Below are 25,399 nucleotides of genomic sequence, written 5' to 3'. Positions count from 1 at the left end.
CGACACGTAGCTGGAACCCAATGGGGTACAAAGCGCTACATGAATATGGAGCACCTGAAAGAATTGGATCTCCAAAATCAGTCTGATATCATAGCCGGCTGACTACCGGCTACCTAACGGCTGAAATACAATTTGCGAAAAAATCTTGACACTATCAAACACCTATTCCCACCTATTTCCACACAAGCGTAATGAGGTGGCGGAAAAGCTCCAGGATTGTTTCTAGTTCCATTTTAGTTCCAATACAAAAAGAAAAGAGCCAGATTCCCTTGATTTTACAAGGTTTTCTGGCTCTAAATATTTTATTCAAACTCCCTAACAATTCGCTTTAAAGCGAATTTATTTGATATATTTGCTGTTATTTAATTGCAATTAGTCCGGGAATTCTATGTATTATTTTGTGTATAATAAGCTTTGGGTATCATAACGGTATCACCAAAATTCAGCCTATCTTATTAACAAGCCTCCGTATCTCAGGAAATTTTCCATCTTCAATATTTCTCGAAGCTTGAATTCTTCCTTTGAGACTATTTATCTTCTTCTGTTCTTTATCTGTCAAGTTTTCTGTATTAAGAGTTTTAATTTCTTGGAACTCATCATATACCTTCTTTTGTAATTGATTTGGAACCTTAATTTCATGTTTTCCTGTAACAATGGTTCCTGTTATCGGAACATATTGACCCTGTGAATAATATTTCACCTTTTTATATTTTGGTTTATGACCATACTTTCTTAAAGTACAGTCTACCTTATTCACCATTTTATTAACATCAAAAGCTTTTTCTGAGGAAAAAGTCATATCATCAACATATACTGTAAATATACAACTATATTCAGTCGCTACTTCATATATTTCTTTAAACATATTTTCATATGCATAATAGGCAATTAACTGACTTGTAGGACACCCAGTTGGAATTCCCCCTTCATAAGTTACAATATCGGTACATAAACCTGCCAAATCTCCTGTCATCAGCATTCGATCTTTAAAAAAGCGAAAAACATATTCTCTCTTACAATTATCATAAAATTTCTTAATATCTATTGTTAAAAAATAATTTGAAAAAACATGCTGTTTTCCATTATCAATATAGCATTTCCCTTTTTCACCTGAAATAAGCCATTCAGGCCTTTCAACTTTTTGAAATAGTCGTAATATTCGACCTTGTATAGCTTTTATTCTCTTGTCAGGTGCAGTAATATTTCTCTTTTCGATACCATCTTTTTTGTCAATCGAAAATCCATGATACTTTACAATCGAAAAAATATCATTATACTCTTCATCTTTTATTTGTAATATTCTTTTTAAATTTTTAGGACTATTACATTTATAAAAAGCACACTGTGTAATATCATATTTCTTCCATTTATTTTCCATTGCTACTCCACATCTGGTGTCATCTTCTCAATAAGCTTTATCATCATATTTCTAATGAATTTGTCACCCTTATTATTTTTATTTGCATCGTCGTAGTTTTCTGACAATAATATCAGGGAAGATAATTTCATTTCATAAATTTCAGAATACTTCTCTAGCAATTCAAGTGATGGCTGTTTCTTATTATTCTCAATCTCAGAAAGATAGCTTTTTGATATTTGAAGCATTTCGCTCATATCAGACGCTTTATATCCATATATAGTCCTAGTTCGCTTTAAAATATCTCCTATCATATTTACCCACCTTTCTAAAATATTCTATGTATATGAAGTCTAACGACTAAAAAACAAAATTAGATAGGTTTTTCTATAGCCCTCCTCTTATTTAAAAATCTGCAAGAGATACTGCACAATCTGCAACAGCATCCATAATGCTTCAATACCTCGAAACCCAATTTTAAAAATTTTGCTTCTAAGTTTTTTTCGCTTCTTACTAGATTTTTTGTTAGGTTTTTGAGGCGCTACCTGAACATTCTGCACGAACAGCATTTTTTTCATATCATCACTCCTTTAGAAGCTACTTTTATAGTTTATAGCTTCCACCCCGCAAGAAGTGTGGTGCATACAGAACAACCTATCTAATCCATTGAGCTCTGCCGAGCTCCCCCGAGCGAGGCAGAGCGTGCGGTGCTAGCAGCGTGCCACGGGTCATTGCGTAACATGCCGGCCCCTAACCGTAGAGCATACTAAGATGCTCCTCAAGTGCAAATACACTCCAATTTATGGGATTAGACCACGATATAATAAATATATCGATATGCTGTATGCTTATATTACGACATTAATCTCAAAATGTCAATATGTTTTTTCGCTATTTGCGAACTTTTATTATATGTATTATATTCTACTCCTTCATAATTACCAAAAAATCTTTCAGTTTCTTTATTAGTTTATCAAATTCTTCTTGCGCATAAGCCTCTGTTTTCCATTCATATGTATAACCTCTTCCGATTCTTATTCTATTAACAAAACTAAATTTTTCCGGGTTATCCAATTTATTTTGCGTATAAAATCTCCATTCAAATGAATCAGTATAAATTACTTTATCAATCTTCTCAGCACTTAAATGTCTATTAATTTGCGCTGGACAGTTGCAACAATCACTTTTATATATTGCCTCTTTTCCATAAGGAGATTTCACCTCAATGGTTGCAATATACTTAATTTCATTTTCGTGCTCAATATTATACCAATTCCAATTGTTTGCCACCAAAATGTCCGGAGTTGTTGGCTTCTCTCGACCTAGATTATCTATATATTTTCCTGAATAATGATAATAATTATGTTTAGCAGTATCCGATCCTTTTGTTCCAACATTTACAACATCATATTTTGGAAACAATTTTTCAATTAATCTTTTAATAACATCATTTTGAAAATTAATTTCCCTTGTATCATTATTACGTATGTATTTATCAATCCATTTTTTATACTCTGTAAATGAAATATTATCATCAATTGCTTGTAAACACATATTCGACCTCCTAAATTATAATGTCTGAAAATCGTTTTCTTTTTTAATTGTATTTACAACAATTGTATAAACTCTTCTGCCAACTCTTCTGCTGTGAAGTCTGCCGATTTTAAAGCTAGCATATCCGCAAGCATAGGACTCTTTTTTTTCACAACATCTTTGGAAATATTATGCCACAATGGTAAAATCACTTTTCTCCCATCTTCTTGCTTAGCAAATAAGCCATTTAATTCTTCTCCCGTCCAAAACTTCTTAAAATATGGTTCAGACAATATAACAATTCCATATCTAGAATTTGCAAGTCCATCATCTATTGACTTCCTTAAACTGTCTCCGACTCTTAGAGTGAATTTGTCATACCATACTTTTGCGCCTTTATCTATAAGCGAAGTAGCTAAAGGTTCAGCAATTGCTTCCTTGTCTTCCGATGCATGAGATATAAAAAAATCATATTCCTTTTCTTCTGAAATATTAGCATTTCCTATAGTAGACGTAGAGACTTTTATCTCATTAATCAATTGTCGTTGTTCTTCAATAATAGAGTTTTGTTTTTTGAGAGAAGCATCATAAAGTTTAGCTTGTTCTTTCTGCAATTCACTTTGGGCTTTAGATATTTCCATTCTTTTTTTATTGATTTTTACATTAATATCTGTTTGATTTTTTCTGCTTTTCAAAATTTTCTCGTTATCAGAGTCAATCGAACGTTGTTTCGATTTCATTTGAGTTATAGAAGTATTTTTATTTACAGACTTCTCTATTCTTTGAATATTTTTAAGATATCCTACTTCCTTATTACCTTCACGTTCCAACTCTCTGGATAAACGTTCAACTTCTGATTGAAGTGAGCGAATCTTACTTTCTATTGAGCTTATTGACATAATAATTCCTTCCCCTTTTTCGTTCTCCATTCCTACTAACTAGGCATTATCTATGCCACAAAATTAAAAATCAATCTTGATCGCGTCAGATGTATTCTAGTGTTTCATTCTATTTTTCAACTTGTATATCTAGTAAAACTCATCCTCAACCGAAATTGCATTAAATATTTCAAGTCTTAACGACTCGTCCTCATCATAAGTACAATTTAAAATTGCTTCCAGTATTCTTTTAAGCAGTTCCTCATCAATATGACCTGCGGCTACATGGTAGCTGATATTTTCCATTTCTCTGAAATAAATATTAGCAATGGACATATATCCATTTTTCAGCAAAAACATTGCGGTTAATGTAATAGCTATTCTTTTATTTCCATCAATAAAGCAATGAAATTTACAAGCGCAAAAGAATAAATGTTCCAACTTGTCCAAGAATGTCGGGTAATACTCATCATTTTGTATATGTGTTAATACACTGTCTAACTTTCCAGTATCAAGCTCACCATCGTCTCCACCACCACTGTTTTCAATAGTTGACTTATGAATTTCTAATGCTTCTTCTAAAGAAATATAATTGACTTTCCCCATCTATTCACGCTCCTTTAACCTAAGAAGCACATCCTGATTCTCCTTCATCAACTTTTCTAATTCGTCCCCAGCAACACCAAGAAATCTTTCATATTCTTCTGGTTCCAATGGTTTAATATATTCCTCAAGTTGAAAATGGAAAGCATCGCGCAATGCCATATCACGACTAGCCATTTTTGTTCTAGCTCTTACAATCAATGGTTTCCATAGAGGAAGAGTTTCAAATGAAGCAAAGAGATCTGTCATTTCCCAGTTATTTAGCTTGCGTCCCAGTTGTTCAGATTGTTCTTTCATCATTGCAGCTAATCCGCACTCATATGACGAAATCAAATCTAGTACCTCTGAATATAATGTGTCTCGTATTCTGTCTTTTTCTGTCAGACGCAATATCTTTTTGTACTCCGTTGCCTTCTCTTTAAAAATACTTTGATATATCTTATCTGTATAAATAGCATATTTACTATTTCCCATATCAACATAATCGCGAAGGGCGTCCGTAAATTCTCTCCTGTAATTCTCTTCCTGTAGAAAGGCACTGATAAAATCTTGATCACGCTGATTAATATATTTCGTTGAGCCACCTGTTCGTTGATTGACAAAATCAATTACGATATCCAACATGATTTTACGTAGCGTTTTTGCATTTTCACTTTCAGTCAGTAACATTGCCATGTTTAAAAACGCTTTAAATCCAAATATTGCAATTTGGGGTGTGCGATTACTGATGTTCCCGACATTTATGTCGGGAACATCTTGGCTGATTACACAGTCAATAAATGTCTTTAATCTTTTGCCTTTTAAGATTTCATAGCCATTAATAGAAATTTCTTCTGTGTTTTCGCTGACATATCTTTCTATCGTTCGAACATCAACATCAAAATATGTTGCAGTCATAGATTTTGTAAAACACAATTTATCTTCAAAAATTATCCCCTGTAACCCAGTTTGATTTTGTACTTCACGAACTGCTAAATCATTATTTAAAATGTTCTGTCTATCAACTTGTGAAGTTGTTAAATCCTTTGCCATTTTATATCACCTCTTTCAATATGATTAGATTCCATGTCCTTTCATAATCTCACTACCAGCAAGAATCTCATATTTCATGGCACTCTCAACTGCCACTTCTTCTGCCGCCGCTTTCTTTGCCTTTACAATCGGATCGTCTAGCATATTATCACCCTTTACTTCAAGAATCATGTAGGTTCCATCATTCATTTCTACAAGAAAATCAGGATAATACTTTCTCAATCTATTTGATTCAGGATCAACATACGGCACATAGAAATCCGTCTGTTCGCTGGTGAACATCCCAGTAAAATAAGTTTCTTTTACCCGTTTGTCTGATAATAATTGTAGGAACAATTGAAGTTCTGGTTTTGAATCAAACACATAAGTATCCGCATGGAAGCTCTTACCTTTATTATTTACGACAACCGAATCCTTTGAGTCTTTTGAAATAATCAATTCCTCATTTCCGCTAAACTCATAATATCCACCCTGCTTTGGTTTTTTTAGTAGTTGAACATCGACATTTTCTTTAATAATATCTTTTTTGACCTCGTATAGAGAGTCAAAGATACCAGGTACCAATTTATCATGTATTATTTCATTATGTTCATTCACCATAACAAGAATTGTTGGCATTCCTTCTTTGGAGTTCCGAAGCATACGTGCAATATCAGTACAACGGATATTGGGAAAATATCTGGCGATTTCAGCAACAAGTGTAATTTCAGAATATTCCTTCTTTTCAACCATGTAATTTACCGTGCTTTCACGCACTACGGATGCAGTTGAGATTCCTTCCTTTACATACATTGTGGCATCATATGTTTCTGTTTCTAAATCAAGTAATCCAAATTCGAGTTGATCAGATACATTTTTATCGGCAATAGAATACTCATAATGAAGTCTGTGCATTTTAATTGTCTTTGGTGGTTCTACGACTCTAACCGGAACTTTCTTTCTGTTTGTATTGCTCTTATTTTTAAGTTCTTCAATACTAGTACGGAAATTCTTTCTTAATTCATCATCAAGAATATCCATATTTTCTTTAGATAAATACACTGTTGCTGTCTGTTGTTCTTCTGTAATCTTTCTCAAACATCTCATTGTAGCCTGAAGAACAAACACCTTAGATTTAGGGCTCCTAAATAATGCAACACTAAATAATGAACGACAATTCCATCCCTCACGACCTTTATTAACAAGTAATATAAACTGTTTCTTGCTACCTTGTGTTCCAGCAATATCAAGGTTATTGAAATCTCTGATATCTTCTGATTTTGTTAGCTTATCATCTCCAACATTAACAAGAATCCTATCTAATGAAATTCCTAATTCAGATAGCACTTCCTCTACAACTGGACGGATTTCTTTTTCGACCTCAGCAATCTCGGCTCCAAAAATAGCCATCTTTGGAACTAAACCTTCATATTCCTTGTCTCCATATTTTCCCCAGAAATCCTTTATAATTACTTTCAGAAATTCTTTGCTCTTAACATTGCTATATCCGATAACGCTGGTCTCTTTTAGAAAATGATTTTGAATCGCAGCTTGGAGACCATATGCATAAACTACTTCTGGAAGAATTTTGTTATCAACATATGGCGTTCCTGTAAAATTGTAACACGCCACAACTCTACTTCCTTGACTTTCCAGTTCTGTGGCTAATTCATTGATTGTTGTTCTTAAACTAGTGGCTGAACCACCCTTATGAAGTGCTTTCTCTAAGTCTGCACCAAACATATGATGTGCTTCGTCTACAAAAATACCCATCTGTTTTAATCTTATCAACTTCTCAAATCTCTGATTTGACATAAGACTAGCATCGTCACTAATTTCCTGTAGCATTCCTAATACATCATCTAATACTGATTGTCCCGGAATATCACCACTAAAAAGTTTATCAACCGCTGATTTCTCTTTACGCTGTCTTTTCAATATAATTTTCTGTGTATTTGATACAATAATATTATACTTTGATCCATCCAGAGTATTCAAAGTTGTTCCTGTATCCTCCAAAAAATGCACTTTTATATTTGCATCTAAAACGCCAATATATTCTGGTGGAACTACTTTACTCTTGTCAAATGTCACTATCTCTTTTAAAGACTGTAATACTGTTTTGTCTGGCGCAAACACAAGAGCGTTATGACAATACCTATCATCTGTTGGAAATTTCGATGACAGTAAAAACTCATAAAAAATGCATGTTGCCATTAATATTGTTTTTCCCAATCCCATCGTTAAAGCATAAATATAATTCGGATAATTTTCAGCATATTTTTTTATCTGTAAAAAATAATCATGATACTGTTTTGGAGAATAAACATCAAATAAAGTCTGCTGTCCTTGTTCATCATAATAGTATCTATTTGCAAAGATTCCATTTCGTTTAGACCAATCATCAAAAATCTGATACATTTGAGCATTGTCCATAAACTCTTTAATAAAAACATACATTTCAAGTGCTTCAAACTGCGGTTTTCTTAAAAATGCATCTGGATTCTTTTCCTTATCATTATAATCTAAATATTTTTTTGTCACCGCCTTATAATTATTACGAATTCTACCTTTGCTTTCCTTGTAAAAAGAATGAAGGAACTCAAAAAAGGCAAATTCCATTCCTGCTTCTTTTGCCATCTTTATACCTCCATTTCAAGTGATTCCGAAAGCAAATCCGTAATTTTTATTTTTATTCGGCCTGCACTGTCTGGTATTTCATATACTCCTGCCACTAAATCATCTTTTCCCGGAATATCACACACTTCTGGTCTCATTGTCTCTCCATCATAATTCCAATCTACAAAGATTGATTCAACTAACTGTCTCCAGTCTTCTACAGATTCTTTTTGCATGCTTAATTTTTGCAAAAGATTCATAGGATAGAATTCTTTCACTGTCAAAGTACTATTTTCTTTTACAACATTTGCATCCGCTTCCCTTTTAAACTGCAAATCTGATTTATCTCTTAGAATATCTACTATTTCTATATCAAGCTTGTACGCTGATAACTCCTGTTCCAGTGAAGCCTTCAAATCAGCTTCATGCCCCATACACACAATTTTTATTCTCTCAACTACAGCCCCGGGATTTTCTTCTTTTCTTTTTTCGAATGTCTTGTATGGTAAATTTGCCTTCAATTCTTCAAGGTCGGCCTTAGTCGCAATTCGATTTGTAGGCATAATTTTAACCATATAACCATCTAATTCTCCATCATACACTGTTGAGGAATCATATTTCTGAATCCCAAGTGCATCAATAATTAATCCTTTTGCTTCTACAGGGTTACGGAAGAAATCGTAGTTATTTACGTTATATAATTCAAATCCCGTGATAGATTCATTCTCTAATAATCTCTTTGTTGTAATTTGAACAGCAGCTAAATTAATATCTGCTCCTATAAATCTTCTATTCTTTTTTTGAGCAACTACAGCAGTTGTCCCTGATCCCATAAAACAATCAAATACCACGTCACTTTCTTTTGTTGTCGCATTAATAATCCTTTCCAACAATTTTTCCGGTTTTTGTGTAGGATATCCCACAATCTCTTTACCTGTTTTTGACGGAAGGATATCTGTCCAAATACTTTGAAGTCGCCTTCCTTGTTGAGTATATTCATCTTCATATTCTTTTAAATAGGGAATTCCTGTCGAAGAATAATAGATTCTATTTTCTTTCTCAAGTTTATCTATATTTTCTTGTGAATAACTCCAATGCCTTCCTGCTGGTGGAAGTAATTCTTTGCCTCTAAACAAACGCGACGGACCATCTCCCGGAGCAGTTATTGGTCCAGGGTAAAAACGTCTTCCAGTTTCTTGTTCTATCGTTTTAAATCTACTATTTTTATGTTCTTCAGTTAGCTCAATCATTTCCATTTCAAATTTGTAATTTGAACTTTTGGTATACCAGTAAATAGTATCATGGATTACTCCGTATTTCCCAGCATCATTATGAGCACCTGTTCGCTGCCAAATAATTTCATTCTTGTATCCTGGTCCGTTAGCTGCATCTCCTCCATTTCCAAAAATCTCATCCATAATTATTTTCAAATATGCACTTTTATGCCAATCACAATGTAAAAATATTGATCCACTATCTGATAATAACTCTTTCATTATTATTAATCGTTCATACATAAATTGTAAATATTCATCATTAACCCAAATATCTCCATACTGCTTTTCTTCAAACGAAGACATATCCCCTTGTATTGAAGATCTTTTTAATTTAATTTGCTTTTTATAATCTGCCTTGCTATCAAACGGTGGATCAATATAAATAAGATCAACCTTTCCACGATATTCCTTCAATAAATGGCTCATAACCTGCAAATTATCGCCCCAGAAAATTTTATTCATCCATCCATCTTTAGGCTCTCCATAAGATTCCTTGAGCTGTGCTGGATAATACTGTGTTGATGTATATGGTCTTTTTCCTGTCCAGTGTAATTCCGGGTATCCCTTTATTGGTTTTCTTTGTTCAAATTCAAATGATATCTGGTCGTTCATTATTTTGCTTCCTTTCGTTTACAATAGTGTCTCATATCACAGTTGGCGCATAGATTTTTATCTTTTGCCCTACCTGAAAAATCTTTTTTCTGAATTTTCTCTACAACTTTATCAAACTCTTGAATGGTAGCACCTATTGAAGTATTTGATTTGTCAAAACTTATTGTTGGAACACCATTTTCTTCACCCGTATAATAGAGATGCATTTTACTTACTGACTTACCTGTTTTTTCTTCGATTAAGTGTGCATAAGCCTCTAGTTGTCTTCGATATCGTTTCATTTCCTCAGTTTCAATTAATACATTTGGTTTCTTCTCAGATTTAAAATCAACAATTTCTACAGTATCGCCTTCTCCACGTATCAAATCAACTTTTCCCATTAATATATAATCCGATTTCACAAGGCTTACTTCAACTTCTGCATCTTGAATTATGCTCCAATCCTTCTTAGTGCGTTCTACATATCTCATTACCTGCTTATAGGCGGCTTCAATCTGTGCTTGCCCTAAATAGGAATGCTCACTCTTAGAAAGAGTTGTGTAATTTGTGTCAAACCAATCCCTTATATTTTCAGGAATAATCGTACTCTCTTCTTTTCGCATAGCAGCTCTATGAACATCTTCAATTGTCTCATGTACCAATGTTCCAAATAAAGTTGCCCCAACTCTCACTTGCGTAAAGCCTAATTCTTTGAAAAACTTATATTGCAAAGCGCAATTTTCGAATAGTGCTATATGAGAAGTAAAAGAAAATGTATCTTTGATATTAACAGGTTTTACTTTTTCTAAAATTATGTCTTCCAAATTCACATCTTCATAATCTGGTAGCTTATTATAAAATTCTTCAAAATATTTACTTGGTGTTGCACCTCTTCCATTCTTTTCACAGCAAGATAATACCAACAGATTCTGTGCCCTTGAAAATGCCGTATAATATAGTCTCCAGAAATCAAAGTACTTAATATCCTCTCGACTTTCAAATACGCTTCGATGAAAATATTTATTCTCTATATCTTCAATAACTGCAGTTGAGTTAATTCTAGGTGCTGCATTCAACGAATCAACCATTACTACCGGAAATTCCATTCCTTTCGATTGGTGAATCGTCATAAACGAAATACATCCACTCGGTGCATACTCCGTATCATCTTCATATTCTGTGATTCCACCATCAATTAAAAATCTCAGATACATGTTAAAAAATCGTTCTACTGCTTGCTCAATGTTAGATTCTGTAAATACATCAATTCGATGTAAATATTCATACTTTCCAAGAATAGATGTTAGAATCGACAAGTTTCTGGCAGGTCTCTCATCCACTACACCAGTTTTCATTTCTATACCAAGATACTCACTGAATGGTTCAAATTGAAATAATTGATATAGTAAACCTGTAAAAGCATAGTCTGCATTATCCCTACTTAGATTACTATGCTTTTTCATTTTTTCAGTAATCCATTTTCCTATTGTATCCTTATTATTTTGAATCAGTTCCTTCGCAGCTTTTATGCATTCATTCCCGTAATAATCATATAGTTCTCTAAAGTCAAATTTAAAGTCTCGATCCCTAAGTTTAGATATGTATTCTGGAAAACACAACAATAAGCAACCCAATGCCTCTTTAATTTCTTTTCGTTTAAAGAACATTTCAGAACGCGGAGAATATACTTTAATATCATGATCTTCCAAATACTCTATCAAATCGATAACTTTATCATTTTTTACTGAACGACACAAAAAAGCTATCTGATTATAATCTGTAAGAATGCCTTTCTTTTTTAAATTCAAAATAAAGTTTAATACCTGTTCATACCAATCTTCTGGAATTTCTTTTCCAGAACATTTCAAAACAGCTGTCTTTTCACTGTAATTCTTTTTTCCTGGAACAATTTTCTTATCGAATCGAAAATTTTTCCATAAGAAATCATACGCCCTGCCATCTGTCGTTTTCATCCATTCATTATAAAAATCAATAATTTGCTTCTCAGAACGATAATTTGTAACAAGTTTTACCTGTTTACATATTCCTTCTTCGAAATGTCCAGGAAATTCCAGAATGTTCCGAATGGTGGCTCCTCTAAAACGATAAAGGCCTTGATCATCGTCACCAACTACACAGATATTTACATTTTCTCCAGCTATTAAGAATACTAGTAATTCCTGTATATAGTTGGTATCCTGATATTCATCAACCATTACATACTTAATTTTTTCTCTAATTTCTTCAAGTATTTCGGGATGATTTAACAACAGTCTATGTGTTTCCGTCTGAATGCTTGCAAAATCAATTAGGTTATCTTGCTCCAGAATAAAATAGTATGTATCCATTATATTTGCTATTGCAACAACGCTTTCATCAGAATCCATCTGCATTGCTTCAATATTTACTAACTCTTCCGATAAATTATTTACATATTTTACAATAGTTCCTGCTTGTCTCCACGCTCCCGTAGCATTGGGAAATAAAGTATCGAAATATTCTACTTTACGAAATTCATTTATCTTCTGAAAAACCATATATTGCTGGTCAAAATTATCCAGCATTCGATAGTTCTTTTTAATTCGCGTATATTCCAAATGCTCCTTTAGTATTCTTAAGCAAATAGAATGAAACGTACCTATATACATTTCATTTATGTTTATAGATATTCCGATATTCAATAATTCATTGGTGATACGCGTAATTAATTCCTTTGCAGCCTTTTCAGTAAATGTAGCTATCATAATTTCTTCTGGATTTACACTACATTCTGTAATCAAATAAACAACTCGTTTTACCAGTGTATATGTTTTTCCTGTTCCTGGTCCTGCAATAATTAAAAGTGGACCATCTGTAGTTTCTATTGCAAATCTCTGCTCTTTATTTGCCTCCCCATAATCAAAACTCATAGTCATCTCCCTATATAAATGTATATTTTATATGTAACTTCATTATCTTTTTCTCTAAAGTCTACCACATATACCTGTCCCTTTTTCAGGACTTACACTACTTAAGTGATAACTTTTTCAACACTTCATATGCCTTAGCCGTAACAATATATCGCCCCTTCGTATGAAGCATTTCAACGTACCCATCGTCAATCAATTCCTTCAATATCTGATTTACCTTAAGCTTCCCACAGGGCACCAGGTTAGCTATTTCTTGCTGATTCAATGGGCAGATGCTCTTCCCATCGATTTGTAACTGATTTTCCTTTAGAATTACTAATACCTTTGTTTTTTCATTTACAAAGCCAAGTATTTCATTCATATTCTAATCCTCATTCTCTAAAAATCATTTCTTAATGGTTTAATTTTAAAACCATTTTACCATAACCACTTCTGCAAAACAAATGATTTTTGAAGTTTTATACTAACAATTATTGTAATGAAAAAGTGTTGCTACTGATAATATCTACCCAATAGCAACACGCCCCTAAACTACCTACTTCTGTCCCATTTCTTCTCTTGATTTGTATCGACCCGATTCATCATCTTCGCCTCATAAATCTCCTGATATCCTTCAAACAATTCAGAGCTGGACATCTTTTGATTCATCTTCCTCATAACTTCTTTATATAAGTTCAAATTATAGTTATTATCGGTCATATCAAATACAATATACTTTGCCTTAGAACCAACAGATAAAAGAGAATATGATTCCGGAGTAATTCCATCTACAAGCATCTCCACAGCTATTAATTCCGATTGTTCCGCTATCAAACTGGATTTATAAGCTTTTTCCAATTCCTGAGCCTCATCATACACTTCTCCAAAATAAATTGGATGACCAATGCGCTTAAAATAAGCTTCTACCATAGCATAAACATCTTCCTTACCCGTCATCTTATAACGCTTCACTTTTTCTTCTACAGATAAAAGAGAATACTCCGAAAACCTAGCAGGAAGTGGCTCTGTATAAGCCACTAATTCCGGTTTTGCTTCTACTTGATTTAGCACAAAACTTTGTAAATTTTCCTCACTTGCCAGTGGCTCCACTCGTAACGGAACATCCTTATATTGCGACTGCCCTATATGCTCCACTATCTCTTGGTGTTCTTGCAACGCTTCATCCCATTTAGGCTTCTCCTCATAAAATACCGTTGGCCTCTCTATTGATTTCTGATCCGTAAATGCCTGTTCATCCTCAAAATAAGAATCTCCCCTTATAACTTCAGCTTTCGTCTCCACCACTCTCTCCTCAACAAACTCAGGAATTTCAATCTTATTCGTAGAACTAATTTCTTCAAACTCTGATATCACATCCATTGCTGTATCTATCTTTTCAGCCAAACATCGCTCTGCCATTGCAACCATATTCTTGGCTTCTTTTTTCTCGACCTTCAGCTGATCCAGCTTGCTATATTCATCAATGCGCCATTGCTGATACGCTCTCCAATCCCCATCAGAATTACAAGCTCTTTTCTTACTAGAATTCTGCTTATAAATAGAGTCCTGAATCTTTGTGATTTCATCAATACGCTCCAGATTACTTTCTCTAATATCAAGTAAACCCTCAATGGTACGAATATTATTATTTGCAAGAAACAGATACTCTTCCTGCAACTTATGAAATAGCATCAAATCCTTGGCATACTTGGCTGATTTCACATAAAAGCGTTTCTGCTCAATCATTCGCAAACGATACATCTTTCCATAAAATTGCTTTTGATAGGGTGACATATTACTGCGCTTTATCCAAGTTGGATTTGTAGCATGAAAGTAGGGTATATTCATACTGGTGTATTCAAAGCAATATTTGAATCTTTCCTCTGCAAAATATTCATCCATCTTATCCAATCGATGATACAACTTACGCCCTGGCATCTTCACTGTAAGATATTCTTTCGACTTGAATTCATACCCCAATCGCTGCATTAAAAACAAAAAATGTTCCATGCTCCCAGCGTAGGAAGCACAAAACATTGCGTCTCGATGAATCATTTCTTTAAATGTCTGTTCATATTGCCATTCTTTTCTGGAAAGATTCTGCGAATTCTTCACATACTCTGCTTCGACAATGGACAGACCATATTCTTTGCAAAGCTTGTTGGTAATGGGTTGAATTATGTGCTTCCAGTCACCCTTCTTATAATCATACTTTCTTCCATCAAGAAGACTCACACTATTCCAAACGATGTGACTATGAATATGATCTTTATCAATATGAACGGCATAAACAGCTTCATATCTGTCACCAAGAAATTCCTCCGTGAATCTTCGTGCCATATCAAATGCAATTTCTGGTGTTCCCTCTCCTGGCTTCAAAGACAGTACGATATGATATCCCTGCCTCTTATTCGTCTTCTGAAATAGCTTCTTTGTATCCATCATCTGTTCAAAGGCTGTTTCTGGCAAACAGTTTACACTGCCCACCAAAAATAATTTCTCAGTTTTGTCTGGATTTTGAATATACTCTAGTGCGTTTTGAAGATGTTGTGCCGGATTACGGTTTTTCTCCGAATTCATGTGCATGATTTTCGTAATTGCCATACGTCTAGTACCTCCTTCAAAATATCCTGAAGCTTTACCACTTCCTGACGCGCCTCTTCTATTGCAGAAAAATATATCTGCCCTTGCGCATTTGCAAGATGTGCCATCTGATTCACATTGTTTGATACTCCAGAAACTTTTCTGATTAACTGTGCCCTATCTGCCATAAATGTTGGATCAATTCCTTTTACATTCTGAATCAAAGCTCGCAAATATTTACTTCGATCCATTCCTGCTGATTTCGCATCTGACTCCAGTTTCATAAAATCTTCCTCTGATAATTTCAAAGAAACGTGACAATCCTTCTTACAGGATAGGTATTTTCGTTTTCCATTTGTCATATAAAAATCCTCCAATTCTCAAGTGTGTTTTGGTACAAATCTCTCTTATCTGTGCCATTGTTTTTATCTCCTTTCTTCCCTGGCTAATGCCTAGGTAATTCTCTGAGTACGGTTCACAGGGTTTGCAAGATACGGAAAAGGTAGCACTTTTCCCATCCGCAACTGCGGACGTCTTGGCAGGAGCACCTGCACCCAATATTTAGCCCACCACAGTGGGCGATATAATATACAATAAAATTACACTATGATATTCACCAAAAGCATAAAAATATCAGAAATGAAATCTATCAGCTTCTTCTGATTGCAAAAAGCAAGACATCTGACACCAGTCATTTCATCAGCAATTTCTGATGTCAGACTGGCTTATTCTTGATGTCATCTTTTCACAAATGATTTCATTTCTGATTTCTTTTAGAAAATATTATCCAAATCCAAGTACTCATTATCAGCAACTTCCGCTTCACTGATATCAACTTTGATTTCAGCTTGTTTTACCTCGGCATTAGGTGAAGTACAAACAGCCTTCTCATCAACAGCACCACTTGTATACTTCTCTGCAAGTGCCCTCCCAATAGAAGACACACCATCTGTTTCTCCTGCCAACAAACCTATTAAAAATCCACCAACCACCTTTGGAAGGTCTGCTGTTAATTGCTCCATCACACCATGTGTAATCCGCTTGATAAATTCTTCTTCACGCTCTCGTGTCTCCAGATATGGATCATCTTTCAACTCTGCCATCTTGTGATAATAGCTATTAATTGCATCGACTATAAAATCCTGCTGTGATGAACAAATATCCTTATCCAGTTGATGAAGATACTCCCATGCTTCCTTATGCTTAGGATTATTGGCATAGAAGCGAACTGTCTTTTGCTCTGTATCCTTCATTTGCCCCAGCTCCCTTCTTAAGCACGTCTGTGTTTACGCATTGCGAGATAGCAGAAATACTCGAAGCCTTTGGCATTGGCACAAATGTCATGATTGAAAGATACCCTTGTCGCTTCATATCCTCCAAAAAGCTCTACCAATTTTGCTCCACCACCCATGAAATGCAGTTTCATCAGTTTGGAATTATAGCCAAGCTCCTTTAATTTCAAGAAAATACTTTGCACATAGGTTTTTGCTGTCTCTTCCATGAACATCAGATATTCTTCATCCACATCGGCTCTTCCCTTCATAAGATAGGAATTTAACAGGCTTTCATCCAATTCCACCTGAAACTTATTGAGCACCGCATCGTGAATCAACAAGGCGCATTGTTTCACCCCAAGGATTTCCGTCCACATCTTTTTCTCAATGGTTCTACCATCCTGAAGATACATAACATTCATGGTTCCATTTCCAATATCAGCCAACATATTAAGTCCATGATAAGAACCTAACTTTTCTGCCACAGCAGCATAACATTGTGGCATTACACTGCACCCGGTAATGTCTACAAAATATTTGCTTCCACAATAGGTAAATTCCACATGCTTATTTCGAAGTAAATATCTCTTGAATTCCTCCTGCTGTACGTCCCTCCACTTTAGTGGTAACCCTACTGCAAGGTGAACTTGCTCTCTTGTAATTCCTCTTAGTCGAAGTTCCTTTGCAATCGCTGCAATGGTAAGGATATAAAAATCATCATCGTTAATTTTTTCAGAAGCATATGGCTTATGCCCCTGATTCAGTACATAATACTTTCCTTCGAAGAATAAATAATCTCTGCTCATAATGGGCTCTGTGTCATATACCGCCATTCCATTGCTAAATACTATATTTGCTGTTTTCATATTTCCGAAACCGTGATCTACAGCAATAATCAGGCTCCCATCTACTCTATATTGATTCATAAAAAATCCTCTCTTTCTTGTGTTTGTTTATTTAGTGAAACTGTCTGACTACATCATGAAGCACAACTTCCTCTGCCATCATTCGTGCCTGGTTGCGAAGGTGCAACTGTTCTATAAAGGAATTCGTATTCTTTGGTCTATGCTTATTCAGCCATCTGACTTCAATGTCTTCTAACAGTTCGTATGCTGTTTCATTAACCATTTCCGCTCGCTCCTTTAATTCTCCAAAGCGCAATAGACTACGATATCGCTGTGGGTAAGTTATCTTAATATGCTCAATCCACATACGACCATATTTCCCAACGTTCAGGCACTGATTATCCTCCGTTGGAACAGATAAAATAGGATAAAAAATTCCGTCAACCTCCTGATACTCTATCCCCAACTTCTCAAATATTGTTTCTTCCTTCATGATACATACGTCCTTTCTTTTTTAATATGCAAGACCGCAACACCGCAAAGCCTATGGTGTTTGCAACCTTGCAATCATGTGTAACACCGCAAATTTAAGACCGTAAAATCTGATACTTTGCAATGTTGCGGTCTTACTATCAAATCTCATTCATATCATCTTGCTTCAAATCCCAGTACCAAATATTGTTGACTCGCTTTGCTTTAATTCCTAATTCCTTCTTGGCACTTTCCAACGTCCTCTTGGAAATCCCTTCACCTGAGGCAATATCCATAATCTCACTACTCGGCATCATGGTCTTGTCTGCACACAAATCTTTCAATAACAGCTTTGCCTGCTCCAATTTATTCGCTTTTGGAACAATCCCACCAAGTACTTCATCCGCAGTAATATCATAATCACCTACCCAGCAAAAACCTTCTTCCTCAAGGGCAAATGCTTTGGCATGTCCAAAGGCAGCTAAATTATTCTTAATCTGAATCACTGCCCTCATTTGTTCCTGCCCTTCGATTCGCCCAACTAGAATTACGCTTCTTGCAACTGCAAAGAAATCTATAGAACCCATACCACGATATGCCGCTTTTGCTCCACCACCTTTATTCATATGACCGATAAGAACAATAGCACATCCCGTTTTCTCTGCTAATGCTCCAAGCTTCTTTGTCATATCACGAGCTTCATTGGCACGATTCATATCCGTACCACCACCAAGGTATGCCTGAATCGGATCTAAAATAAGCAGTTTTGCTTGTTGCTTCATTATCGCTTCCTCTAATCGCTCATCTACCATAGATACTGATTTTTCACTTTCATCTATTATAGAAATTCGACTACAATCTGCTCCTGCAAGTTCCAGTCTAGGCTTTACCGTGTCAGCCAAACCATCTTCAGCCGTTTGATAAATTACATTTGTTGGTTCCATAGGCTTCATTTCTTCATCAAGACCTTCTCCCTTTGATAACCTGGCAGCTATGTTCAACACCAAAGTACTTTTACCATCTCCAGGGTCACCCTGAATGATGGTAAGTTTTCCATATGGAATAAATGGATACCAAAGCCAATCAATGGAACTCGCCTGAACATCTGCCATATTAATCATCTTTAGTTCAACTTTTGTTTCCTCCACAATTATCACCCTCCTTCCCAGCTGTACTTTTTCCTTCCCACAAATATCGTGCCCCTTCAAGCATCCACAGAATAGCTTTTAGCATATATTCGTAGTCTAGCTGTAATTCCTGTATTTCTGCGCTAGTTATCTGAATATCTTCTGCTAGAATCTGTTCATGCAACTGATGAAGATACTCTTGCATTTTCTGCAATTCCTCCACCAGCATATATACAGTCTCCTTCTTACCAACAACACAGACACGATTATAAATACAGGAACGAATAAAATAATCTTTCTTCCTCATTCCACTTGCCTTAATCTTTGCTTCAATTTCTCTTCTCTCGTAATCCGAGATACGAAAACTAATCGTTGGATTCTTATGAACTCCAGGCATTATTCATCACCTTCCTTATCTGTAATCACAAATGCATCATTTAGCATGGTTGCCATCTGCTTCTGCTCACTTGGAAACATATGTGCATAACGGAAAGTTATATCCGAACTTTCATGACCAACTCTTGAACCAATGGCTACTGCTGTAAATCCCATGTTGATTAATAGTGATACGTGGCTGTGGCGAAGGTCATGGATTCTAATTCTTTGGACTCCTGCCTTCTTAGCACCCCGATCCATCTCATGATGCAAATATGTTTTTGTAATATGAAATAATCTATCTTTCTTGGTAATTCCATATAATCGACTCATATAATCCTGTAGTTCATTACGTAAGAAATCAGGAATCACAACATCGCGCTTACTCTTTGGAGTCTTAGGATCTGTAATAACATCCTTCCCCCTAATTCGTTGATAAGATTTTGTAATATGAATCATGCTCTTTGGAATATCAATATCTGCTGGTGTTAATGCCAGTAATTCTCCCATTCGAAGACCACACCAATAGAGAATTTGAAACGCATAATAGGAAACTGGTTTGTCCTTAACCTGCTCGATAAATTTCAAATACTCTTCCTTTGTCCAAAAGAGCATTTCGTCTGCTTTTCCTTTTCCCAATGGCCCCGCCTTCACCACTGGATTCTCTTTCAATTCATAAAATCGTACTGCATGATTAAATAATGCACTCAGCTCAGATTGAATGGTTTTCAGATACGTTGGTTTAAATAATGCTCCCTGCGGATTCTTAAGCTTAATCATCTGATTCTGCCATTGAATAATATCTGTCGGTTTGATATCCTTCATTTTCTTGTCCTTAAAATAAGGGAGTATCTTGCTGTTAATAACCGCTTCTTTCGTATTCCAAGTATTTTCCTTTAATTTGGGTTTCATATCTCTTGTATAGGCTTCTACAAAGTCATCAAAAGTCATTTCCAAATTAGCTTCTTCTTTCATACGAAAATGCTGCTCCCACTCTAATGCTTCTCTCCTGGTCTTGAAACCACGCTTCAACTTGCGCTTGTTCTTGCCAGTCCAATCATAATAATGGAACGAGACATACCATGTGCCTCGCTCCTCATCTTTATATGCTGCCATCAATTTCTCCTTTCGTTATGCTGTTACTTTTACTCCGTAAAACTTCTCTTCAAAATACTTAGTTGCTACTTTGCCAGGAATGGTAATAAAACCTTTTGCGTCAAGCTCTTCATTCATCTGTTTGATGAGTTTATACGCATACGGTTTTGAAATGCCAAGCATTTCTGCCATCTCAGCTGCTGTAGTATAAATTGCTCCTTCCATCCGTCCACCTCCTTTGTGTAAAAATTTCATAATCTAACTAGGGACCTGGGGAACCACCCCGGCCGCCGGGCTTTGTTTGGACTATTGCAGCAAGATCAGGTGCTATAACTCACGTTATAACTACGGTTTTCCTGTTTGGAAAATCGTTGGCGTTCTGTGTATTCATATGCTGTTGATGTTTCGGTGTTAGAAATTCTTTCTAACACTCTCGCGGTGCTCCTCGAATACTTATGCAAGCATAGTATTCTCATCGCTACTCGCGTAAATCAACCTCGGCTATGCGCCCCGGGACTGCTCTTGTGTGAGATATTCCCGCCAGTTCTGGGAGTGTCATCATCGCTCGCTTCCTTATCAGAAGGTCTTGGCGAATGTCTGTTAACATATGGTACCGCTCATTCAGTTGTTTTAGTATTCGCTTCATGGCGAATGTTTTATTGTGATACCCATTATAATTCGCATTATAGCGAATGTCAATATCATTTTCGCCTCTAGGCGAATATTTTTATTTACTGTATCTCATTTATCAGATATAATAAGTCCTATAAGGTTTCATTTTTATTTAATTTCCAGTAAAGGAGGCAGACTATGACCATTGGTAAAAAAATAAAATTTGTACGAAAACTCAGAAAAATGACCCAGCAAGAACTTGGAGTTGCTGTTGGTTTAGAAGAAAAAGGAGCTGCAAATCGTATTGCACAATACGAATGCGATTACAGAGTTCCTCAAAAAGACATGCTTATAGATATGGCAAAGGCTATGGATATTAACCCACTAAACTTTGTCAGCGAAGTTCCAGGAAGCGCAGAAGATATTATGCAGACTTTTTTCTGGCTGGACGAAGATAACCGTGGCGCAATCAATCTTTTCTCTCTTATCCGAAGTAATAAAAAAGAAAAAGCCACCACAAAGGCAGTAGCCCAATATGATGACAATGATGATTACTGGCCAGATGAACCGCCAGTTGGTATGTGGTTTAATTATGGGTTGGTTGATGAATTCATGAGGGAATGGATGATTCGAAAGCAGGATCTGGCTAATAAAGAGATTACTGAAAATGAGTATTTGGAATGGAAACTGAATTGGCCGGATACTTGTGATGATTGTGGGAAGTTCGAAGCAAAGAAGGGATGGAAGTAAATATTGACGATTACTAACATTTCCTTATCCAATTCAGTTGAATTATTAAATTTATATTTTAATATAAAATGCATAATTTTATTTGGAAACACATCAGTTTCTTCTAAGGATATTGATTTACTGATTATTTCCGAAAATTTTTCATCGATCTTTATTTTCAAAAGAGCTGCTTTAGTACGATCAATCCTCTCCACCGCAAAAAAAATTGATCCTATATGTCTTACTCCAACAGAATTAGCGGATTATATAGAAAAACAAAATCCCTTTTATTTAAATATACTTAAGAAAGGAACATTAATTTATGGAAACAAAATATCTTGAAAACGATATAAAACTAATTGCTCAAGAAATTCATAGTTATACAACTGCCTTGTTACATTCAACAAAGAATTTATCTTATGATTCATTACAAAAACTATCTGACTGTTATTTCTCTTTAGATTCATTGTCAGTTCACAGCAACCTTCCAGCTCATGAAAAAGTAATTTTACTAAGAGACTGCCATAAGATAAGTGATACAATTTGGTTTGGATCAAATTTATTTTATTTTTCAAGCTTTTATTATGCATATCGTACTATTAAGGACAGTGATGAGCCAGAAATTCAAAAACATTTTCAAAAGATGAATCTCGATATTACTGCTATGCGATTAAATGTTGTTAATAAGCTGAATGCTAAAGAAGATTTTGATTCCTCAGAAGATAATTGTTTTTTCAATAGAGTCGAACGCTGCAATTGGGCATTTCAATTTATAATTAATAATTCAAAAGAAGAATTATATGCACCAGCTCTTTATTGTATGTGTAATTTGCTTCAAACATTATTCCTTTGTACAGCCAATGTACAAAGTCAATACTATCAGAGTTCAATTACGAGTATTCAACAAATTATACAAACCTTGTTAAGTTTTTTTTCTAAAGATGAAGCTTGCAATATAATAAACAATAATATGTCATTAAGTTACTTTATCTTTGATCAAGTTGAACACTACAATACAATTTCTACAGAAAAAATAGATTTTCAAGTCTGTGATATCAATATCTCTTCTATCACACGTCCTACTAGTTTATTAAGATCATTAATTACTATTTCCGCATATGACACTGTACAATTTCAGTCCCTTTTTGAAGAAGTATATCCAAAATTAATAGATAATTTTTCTAATTGGAGCTCTATTTCAGATAAGGCACTTCTACTACAGATCTTATCCATTTACTCAAAAAATCTAAACTTTAAACCAGATTTTGAACTTGATATATATGAGATTATGAATACTATAAATATTGATGATATATTAGACCAAGTTTTCTATCTTGATAAAATAAATATAGATATAGTAACAGACAATCATCTTCAATCACTACAATCACTAAAAGATAACACTCTTAGGAAATCAGTTGGCAACTGCATGCATGGAATCCGTCCAGAAATAATTGCTAGAGAATCTTCAAAACCACATGGAAGTTTTGAAATATCTGATATGGAAGTTCCTATAAATTATAAAGGTCATCAAATTCATCTTTGCCTACCTTTTAAAACGGGAGTAGAAATCTCAGAAAAAACAGTTCCCGTTAATGTAGCTTATCAAATAGTCAGACCTTTCACAGAATTTAATCAGTGCGTAGTTGTATTTGTAACTGCAAAAAAATGTAGTGAAAATTTAATGAATCAAATAAAAAAATTAAAGGATAAAATGCATTGGCCTATCGCAATAATTGAGGAACGTGCTTTAGCTGCACTATTGCTTATGAACAACGAATTGTGATTCATATGTCATACCAATAGTATATAATACCCTTACAGCATTATTACAGCTCGTAAATAATATTCAGGTATCAAAAAGGTATCACACCCCAAAGAAAAGCCCCAAGAACCGCGTAAATACGCCATTCTTGGGGCTTTGTTCTCTATTCAAACTCAATCGTAGCCGGCGGTTTCCCCGTACAATCATACAACACCCGGTTCACGCCCTTCACTTCATTCACAATCCTTCTAGTCACAACCCCCAGAACCTCCCAAGGAAGCTCTGCAGATTCCGCAGTCATGAAATCAGAAGTCAGCACTGCTCTCAAAGCAATTGCATAATCATAGGTTCTCTCATCGCCCATGCATCCAACGGAACGCATATTAGTAAGTGCAGCAAAGTACTGTCCCAGTCCCTTATCCACGCCTGCCTTTGCAATCTCATCCCTATAAATCGCATCTGCCTCCTGTACAATCCTCACCTTTTCCGGTGTAACTGCACCAATAATCCTTACGCCAAGCCCCGGACCCGGGAATGGCTGACGATAAACCAGATATTCCGGAATCCCAAGCTCCAGACCAGCTTTACGAACCTCGTCCTTAAATAAAAGGCGAAGCGGCTCAATGATCTCCTTGAAATCCACATGCTCAGGAAGTCCGCCCACATTATGATGAGACTTAATCACGGCTGACTTTCCAAGACCTGACTCAATCACATCAGGATAAATCGTTCCCTGCACAAAGTAATCCACTGTACCAATCTTCTTCGCTTCATCCTCAAAAACACGGATAAATTCTTCACCAATAATTTTGCGCTTAGTCTCCGGATCTTCCACTTCATTCAGTTTCTCATAGAAACGTTCCTGAGCATTTACCCTGATAAAGTTTAAATCATATGGGCCAGCAGGTCCGAATACTGCCTCAACCTCGTCCCCTTCATTCTTACGAAGCAGACCGTGATCAACAAATACGCAGGTAAGCTGCTTACCAACCGCCTTCGCCAGCATAACCGCTGCCACAGAAGAATCTACACCACCTGACAGCGCACAAAGAACCTTACCATCTCCAACCTTCTCCCTGATGGCCTGAATAGAAGTCTCCACAAAAGAATCCATCTTCCAGTCACCAGCACATTTACACACATTGTAAACGAAGTTGGAAAGCATCTTGATTCCTTCCTGTGTGTGCATAACCTCCGGGTGGAACTGAACGGCGTAAAGCCCTTTCTCTTCACATTCCATTCCTGCAACCGGGCATACCGGGGTATGAGCGGTAACAGTAAAGCCTTCCGGTGCTGTCTCTATATAATCCGTATGACTCATCCAGCAGATGGTCTTAGGACTTACACTCTCTAATATTTTGCTGCCGGCTACTGTGTTAACCTCTGTCTTGCCGTATTCGCTGACAGGAGCTGTGGCAACCTTGCCGCCAAGCATATGAGCCATTAACTGGGAGCCATAGCAGATTCCCAGGATCGGGATTCCCATTTCAAAGATTTCTTTCTCACAGCGAGGGGATTCTTCCTTGTAAGCACTGTTTGGACCGCCTGTGAAAATGATTCCTTTGGGATTCATCTCTTTAATCTTGTCCAGGGGCAGTGTGTGGGGATGGACCTCACAGTAAACGTTGCATTCTCTGACTCTTCTGGCAATCAGCTGATTGTACTGTCCGCCGAAATCCAGAACGATAATCATTTCTCTCTTCACGGGTATTCCTCCTAATTTAAGCTTCAACAAATAGCACTTTGGATAACATTATATTCTACTT

The 25,399-nt window shown here is 35.7% G+C and carries 23 protein-coding genes; 2 read left to right on the top strand and 21 right to left on the bottom strand.

Annotated elements, in window-relative coordinates; translation table 11 throughout:
• Positions 1-442: 442 nt before the first annotated feature.
• From DS742_RS12880 to DS742_RS12790, 20 genes are all read right to left on the bottom strand, one after another.
• Positions 443-1,378 (bottom strand): reverse transcriptase family protein, encoded by a 936-nt coding sequence (locus DS742_RS12880; RefSeq protein WP_117417398.1) that lies wholly within the window; start codon positions 1,376-1,378, stop codon positions 443-445.
• 2 nt (positions 1,379-1,380) lie between these two features.
• Positions 1,381-1,671 carry a helix-turn-helix domain-containing protein gene (locus DS742_RS12875; protein ID WP_117417397.1) on the bottom strand — a complete coding sequence of 97 codons (291 nt, stop codon included), beginning with the start codon at positions 1,669-1,671 and terminating at the stop codon, positions 1,381-1,383.
• Positions 1,672-1,758: 87 nt separating this feature from the next.
• Positions 1,759-1,935 carry a hypothetical protein gene (locus DS742_RS28830; protein WP_170313451.1) on the bottom strand — a complete coding sequence of 59 codons (177 nt, stop codon included), beginning with the start codon at positions 1,933-1,935 and terminating at the stop codon, positions 1,759-1,761.
• Positions 1,936-2,281: 346 nt separating this feature from the next.
• On the bottom strand, positions 2,282-2,911 hold the full coding sequence (locus DS742_RS12870) for a hypothetical protein (RefSeq protein ID WP_117417396.1): 630 nt from the start codon (positions 2,909-2,911) through the stop codon (positions 2,282-2,284).
• 53 nt (positions 2,912-2,964) lie between these two features.
• Entirely contained in the window at positions 2,965-3,789 is an 825-nt protein-coding gene (locus DS742_RS12865; protein ID WP_117417395.1) for a toll/interleukin-1 receptor domain-containing protein, read from the bottom strand.
• A 129-nt stretch (positions 3,790-3,918) separates the two neighbouring features.
• Positions 3,919-4,374 (bottom strand): type II toxin-antitoxin system death-on-curing family toxin, encoded by a 456-nt coding sequence (locus tag DS742_RS12860; RefSeq protein ID WP_117417394.1) that lies wholly within the window; start codon positions 4,372-4,374, stop codon positions 3,919-3,921.
• Complete coding sequence (locus DS742_RS12855) at positions 4,375-5,403, bottom strand: DNA-binding protein (RefSeq protein WP_117417393.1); 1,029 nt, start codon at positions 5,401-5,403, stop codon at positions 4,375-4,377. It abuts the gene before it with no gap.
• A 24-nt stretch (positions 5,404-5,427) separates the two neighbouring features.
• Positions 5,428-8,022 (bottom strand): TnsA endonuclease N-terminal domain-containing protein, encoded by a 2,595-nt coding sequence (locus DS742_RS12850; protein ID WP_117417392.1) that lies wholly within the window; start codon positions 8,020-8,022, stop codon positions 5,428-5,430.
• 2 nt (positions 8,023-8,024) lie between these two features.
• Complete coding sequence (locus DS742_RS12845; RefSeq protein ID WP_205692755.1) at positions 8,025-9,890, bottom strand: site-specific DNA-methyltransferase; 1,866 nt, start codon at positions 9,888-9,890, stop codon at positions 8,025-8,027.
• On the bottom strand, positions 9,890-12,778 hold the full coding sequence (locus DS742_RS12840; protein WP_117417391.1) for an ATP-dependent helicase: 2,889 nt from the start codon (positions 12,776-12,778) through the stop codon (positions 9,890-9,892). Before DS742_RS12840 ends, DS742_RS12845 begins: the two co-directional genes overlap by 1 nt.
• A 97-nt stretch (positions 12,779-12,875) precedes the next feature.
• Positions 12,876-13,139, bottom strand: a complete 264-nt coding sequence (locus DS742_RS12835) for a nucleotidyl transferase (RefSeq protein ID WP_117417390.1) — start codon at positions 13,137-13,139, stop codon at positions 12,876-12,878.
• A gap of 170 nt (positions 13,140-13,309) precedes the next feature.
• Positions 13,310-15,361 (bottom strand): relaxase/mobilization nuclease domain-containing protein, encoded by a 2,052-nt coding sequence (locus tag DS742_RS12830; RefSeq protein ID WP_117417389.1) that lies wholly within the window; start codon positions 15,359-15,361, stop codon positions 13,310-13,312.
• The gene (locus DS742_RS12825) at positions 15,334-15,702 is read right to left on the bottom strand and encodes a plasmid mobilization protein (protein ID WP_117417388.1); all 369 of its coding nucleotides are present in this window, start codon (positions 15,700-15,702) and stop codon (positions 15,334-15,336) included. The genes DS742_RS12830 and DS742_RS12825 overlap by 28 nt, the downstream gene beginning before the upstream one ends.
• A gap of 411 nt (positions 15,703-16,113) precedes the next feature.
• Positions 16,114-16,593 (bottom strand): hypothetical protein, encoded by a 480-nt coding sequence (locus tag DS742_RS12820; RefSeq protein ID WP_117417387.1) that lies wholly within the window; start codon positions 16,591-16,593, stop codon positions 16,114-16,116.
• Between the two features lie 17 nt (positions 16,594-16,610).
• Positions 16,611-17,540, bottom strand: a complete 930-nt coding sequence (locus tag DS742_RS12815; RefSeq protein ID WP_117417386.1) for a ParM/StbA family protein — start codon at positions 17,538-17,540, stop codon at positions 16,611-16,613.
• Between the two features lie 31 nt (positions 17,541-17,571).
• Positions 17,572-17,952, bottom strand: a complete 381-nt coding sequence (locus DS742_RS12810; protein WP_117417385.1) for a TnpV protein — start codon at positions 17,950-17,952, stop codon at positions 17,572-17,574.
• A gap of 139 nt (positions 17,953-18,091) precedes the next feature.
• A complete protein-coding gene (locus DS742_RS12805; protein ID WP_117417384.1) occupies positions 18,092-19,078 on the bottom strand; it encodes an AAA family ATPase in 987 nt (328 codons plus the stop codon).
• Positions 19,059-19,454, bottom strand: a complete 396-nt coding sequence (locus tag DS742_RS12800; protein ID WP_117417383.1) for a plasmid mobilization protein — start codon at positions 19,452-19,454, stop codon at positions 19,059-19,061. The genes DS742_RS12805 and DS742_RS12800 overlap by 20 nt, the downstream gene beginning before the upstream one ends.
• Complete coding sequence (locus tag DS742_RS12795) at positions 19,454-20,548, bottom strand: site-specific integrase (protein WP_117417382.1); 1,095 nt, start codon at positions 20,546-20,548, stop codon at positions 19,454-19,456. The genes DS742_RS12800 and DS742_RS12795 overlap by 1 nt, the downstream gene beginning before the upstream one ends.
• 15 nt (positions 20,549-20,563) lie before the next feature.
• A complete protein-coding gene (locus DS742_RS12790; protein WP_117417381.1) occupies positions 20,564-20,752 on the bottom strand; it encodes a helix-turn-helix domain-containing protein in 189 nt (62 codons plus the stop codon).
• 585 nt (positions 20,753-21,337) lie between these two features.
• Between DS742_RS12790 and DS742_RS12785 the strand changes: the two genes are divergently transcribed.
• Both DS742_RS12785 and DS742_RS12775 read left to right on the top strand, forming a co-directional pair.
• Positions 21,338-21,889, top strand: a complete 552-nt coding sequence (locus DS742_RS12785) for a helix-turn-helix domain-containing protein (protein ID WP_117417380.1) — start codon at positions 21,338-21,340, stop codon at positions 21,887-21,889.
• A gap of 301 nt (positions 21,890-22,190) precedes the next feature.
• Positions 22,191-23,654 (top strand): hypothetical protein, encoded by a 1,464-nt coding sequence (locus DS742_RS12775; RefSeq protein WP_117417378.1) that lies wholly within the window; start codon positions 22,191-22,193, stop codon positions 23,652-23,654.
• 142 nt (positions 23,655-23,796) lie between these two features.
• Here DS742_RS12775 and guaA read toward each other — a convergent pair whose 3' ends face one another.
• Positions 23,797-25,338 (bottom strand): glutamine-hydrolyzing GMP synthase, encoded by a 1,542-nt coding sequence (guaA, locus tag DS742_RS12770; protein WP_117417377.1) that lies wholly within the window; start codon positions 25,336-25,338, stop codon positions 23,797-23,799.
• Between the last annotated feature and the right edge of the window lie 61 nt (positions 25,339-25,399).

It is taken from the genome of Lacrimispora amygdalina, assembly GCF_003432035.1.
Lineage (GTDB): Bacteria > Bacillota > Clostridia > Lachnospirales > Lachnospiraceae > Lacrimispora > Lacrimispora amygdalina.
The sequence above is the reverse complement of the archived record's forward strand: the minus strand, read 5'-3'. Positions and strand labels throughout refer to the sequence as shown.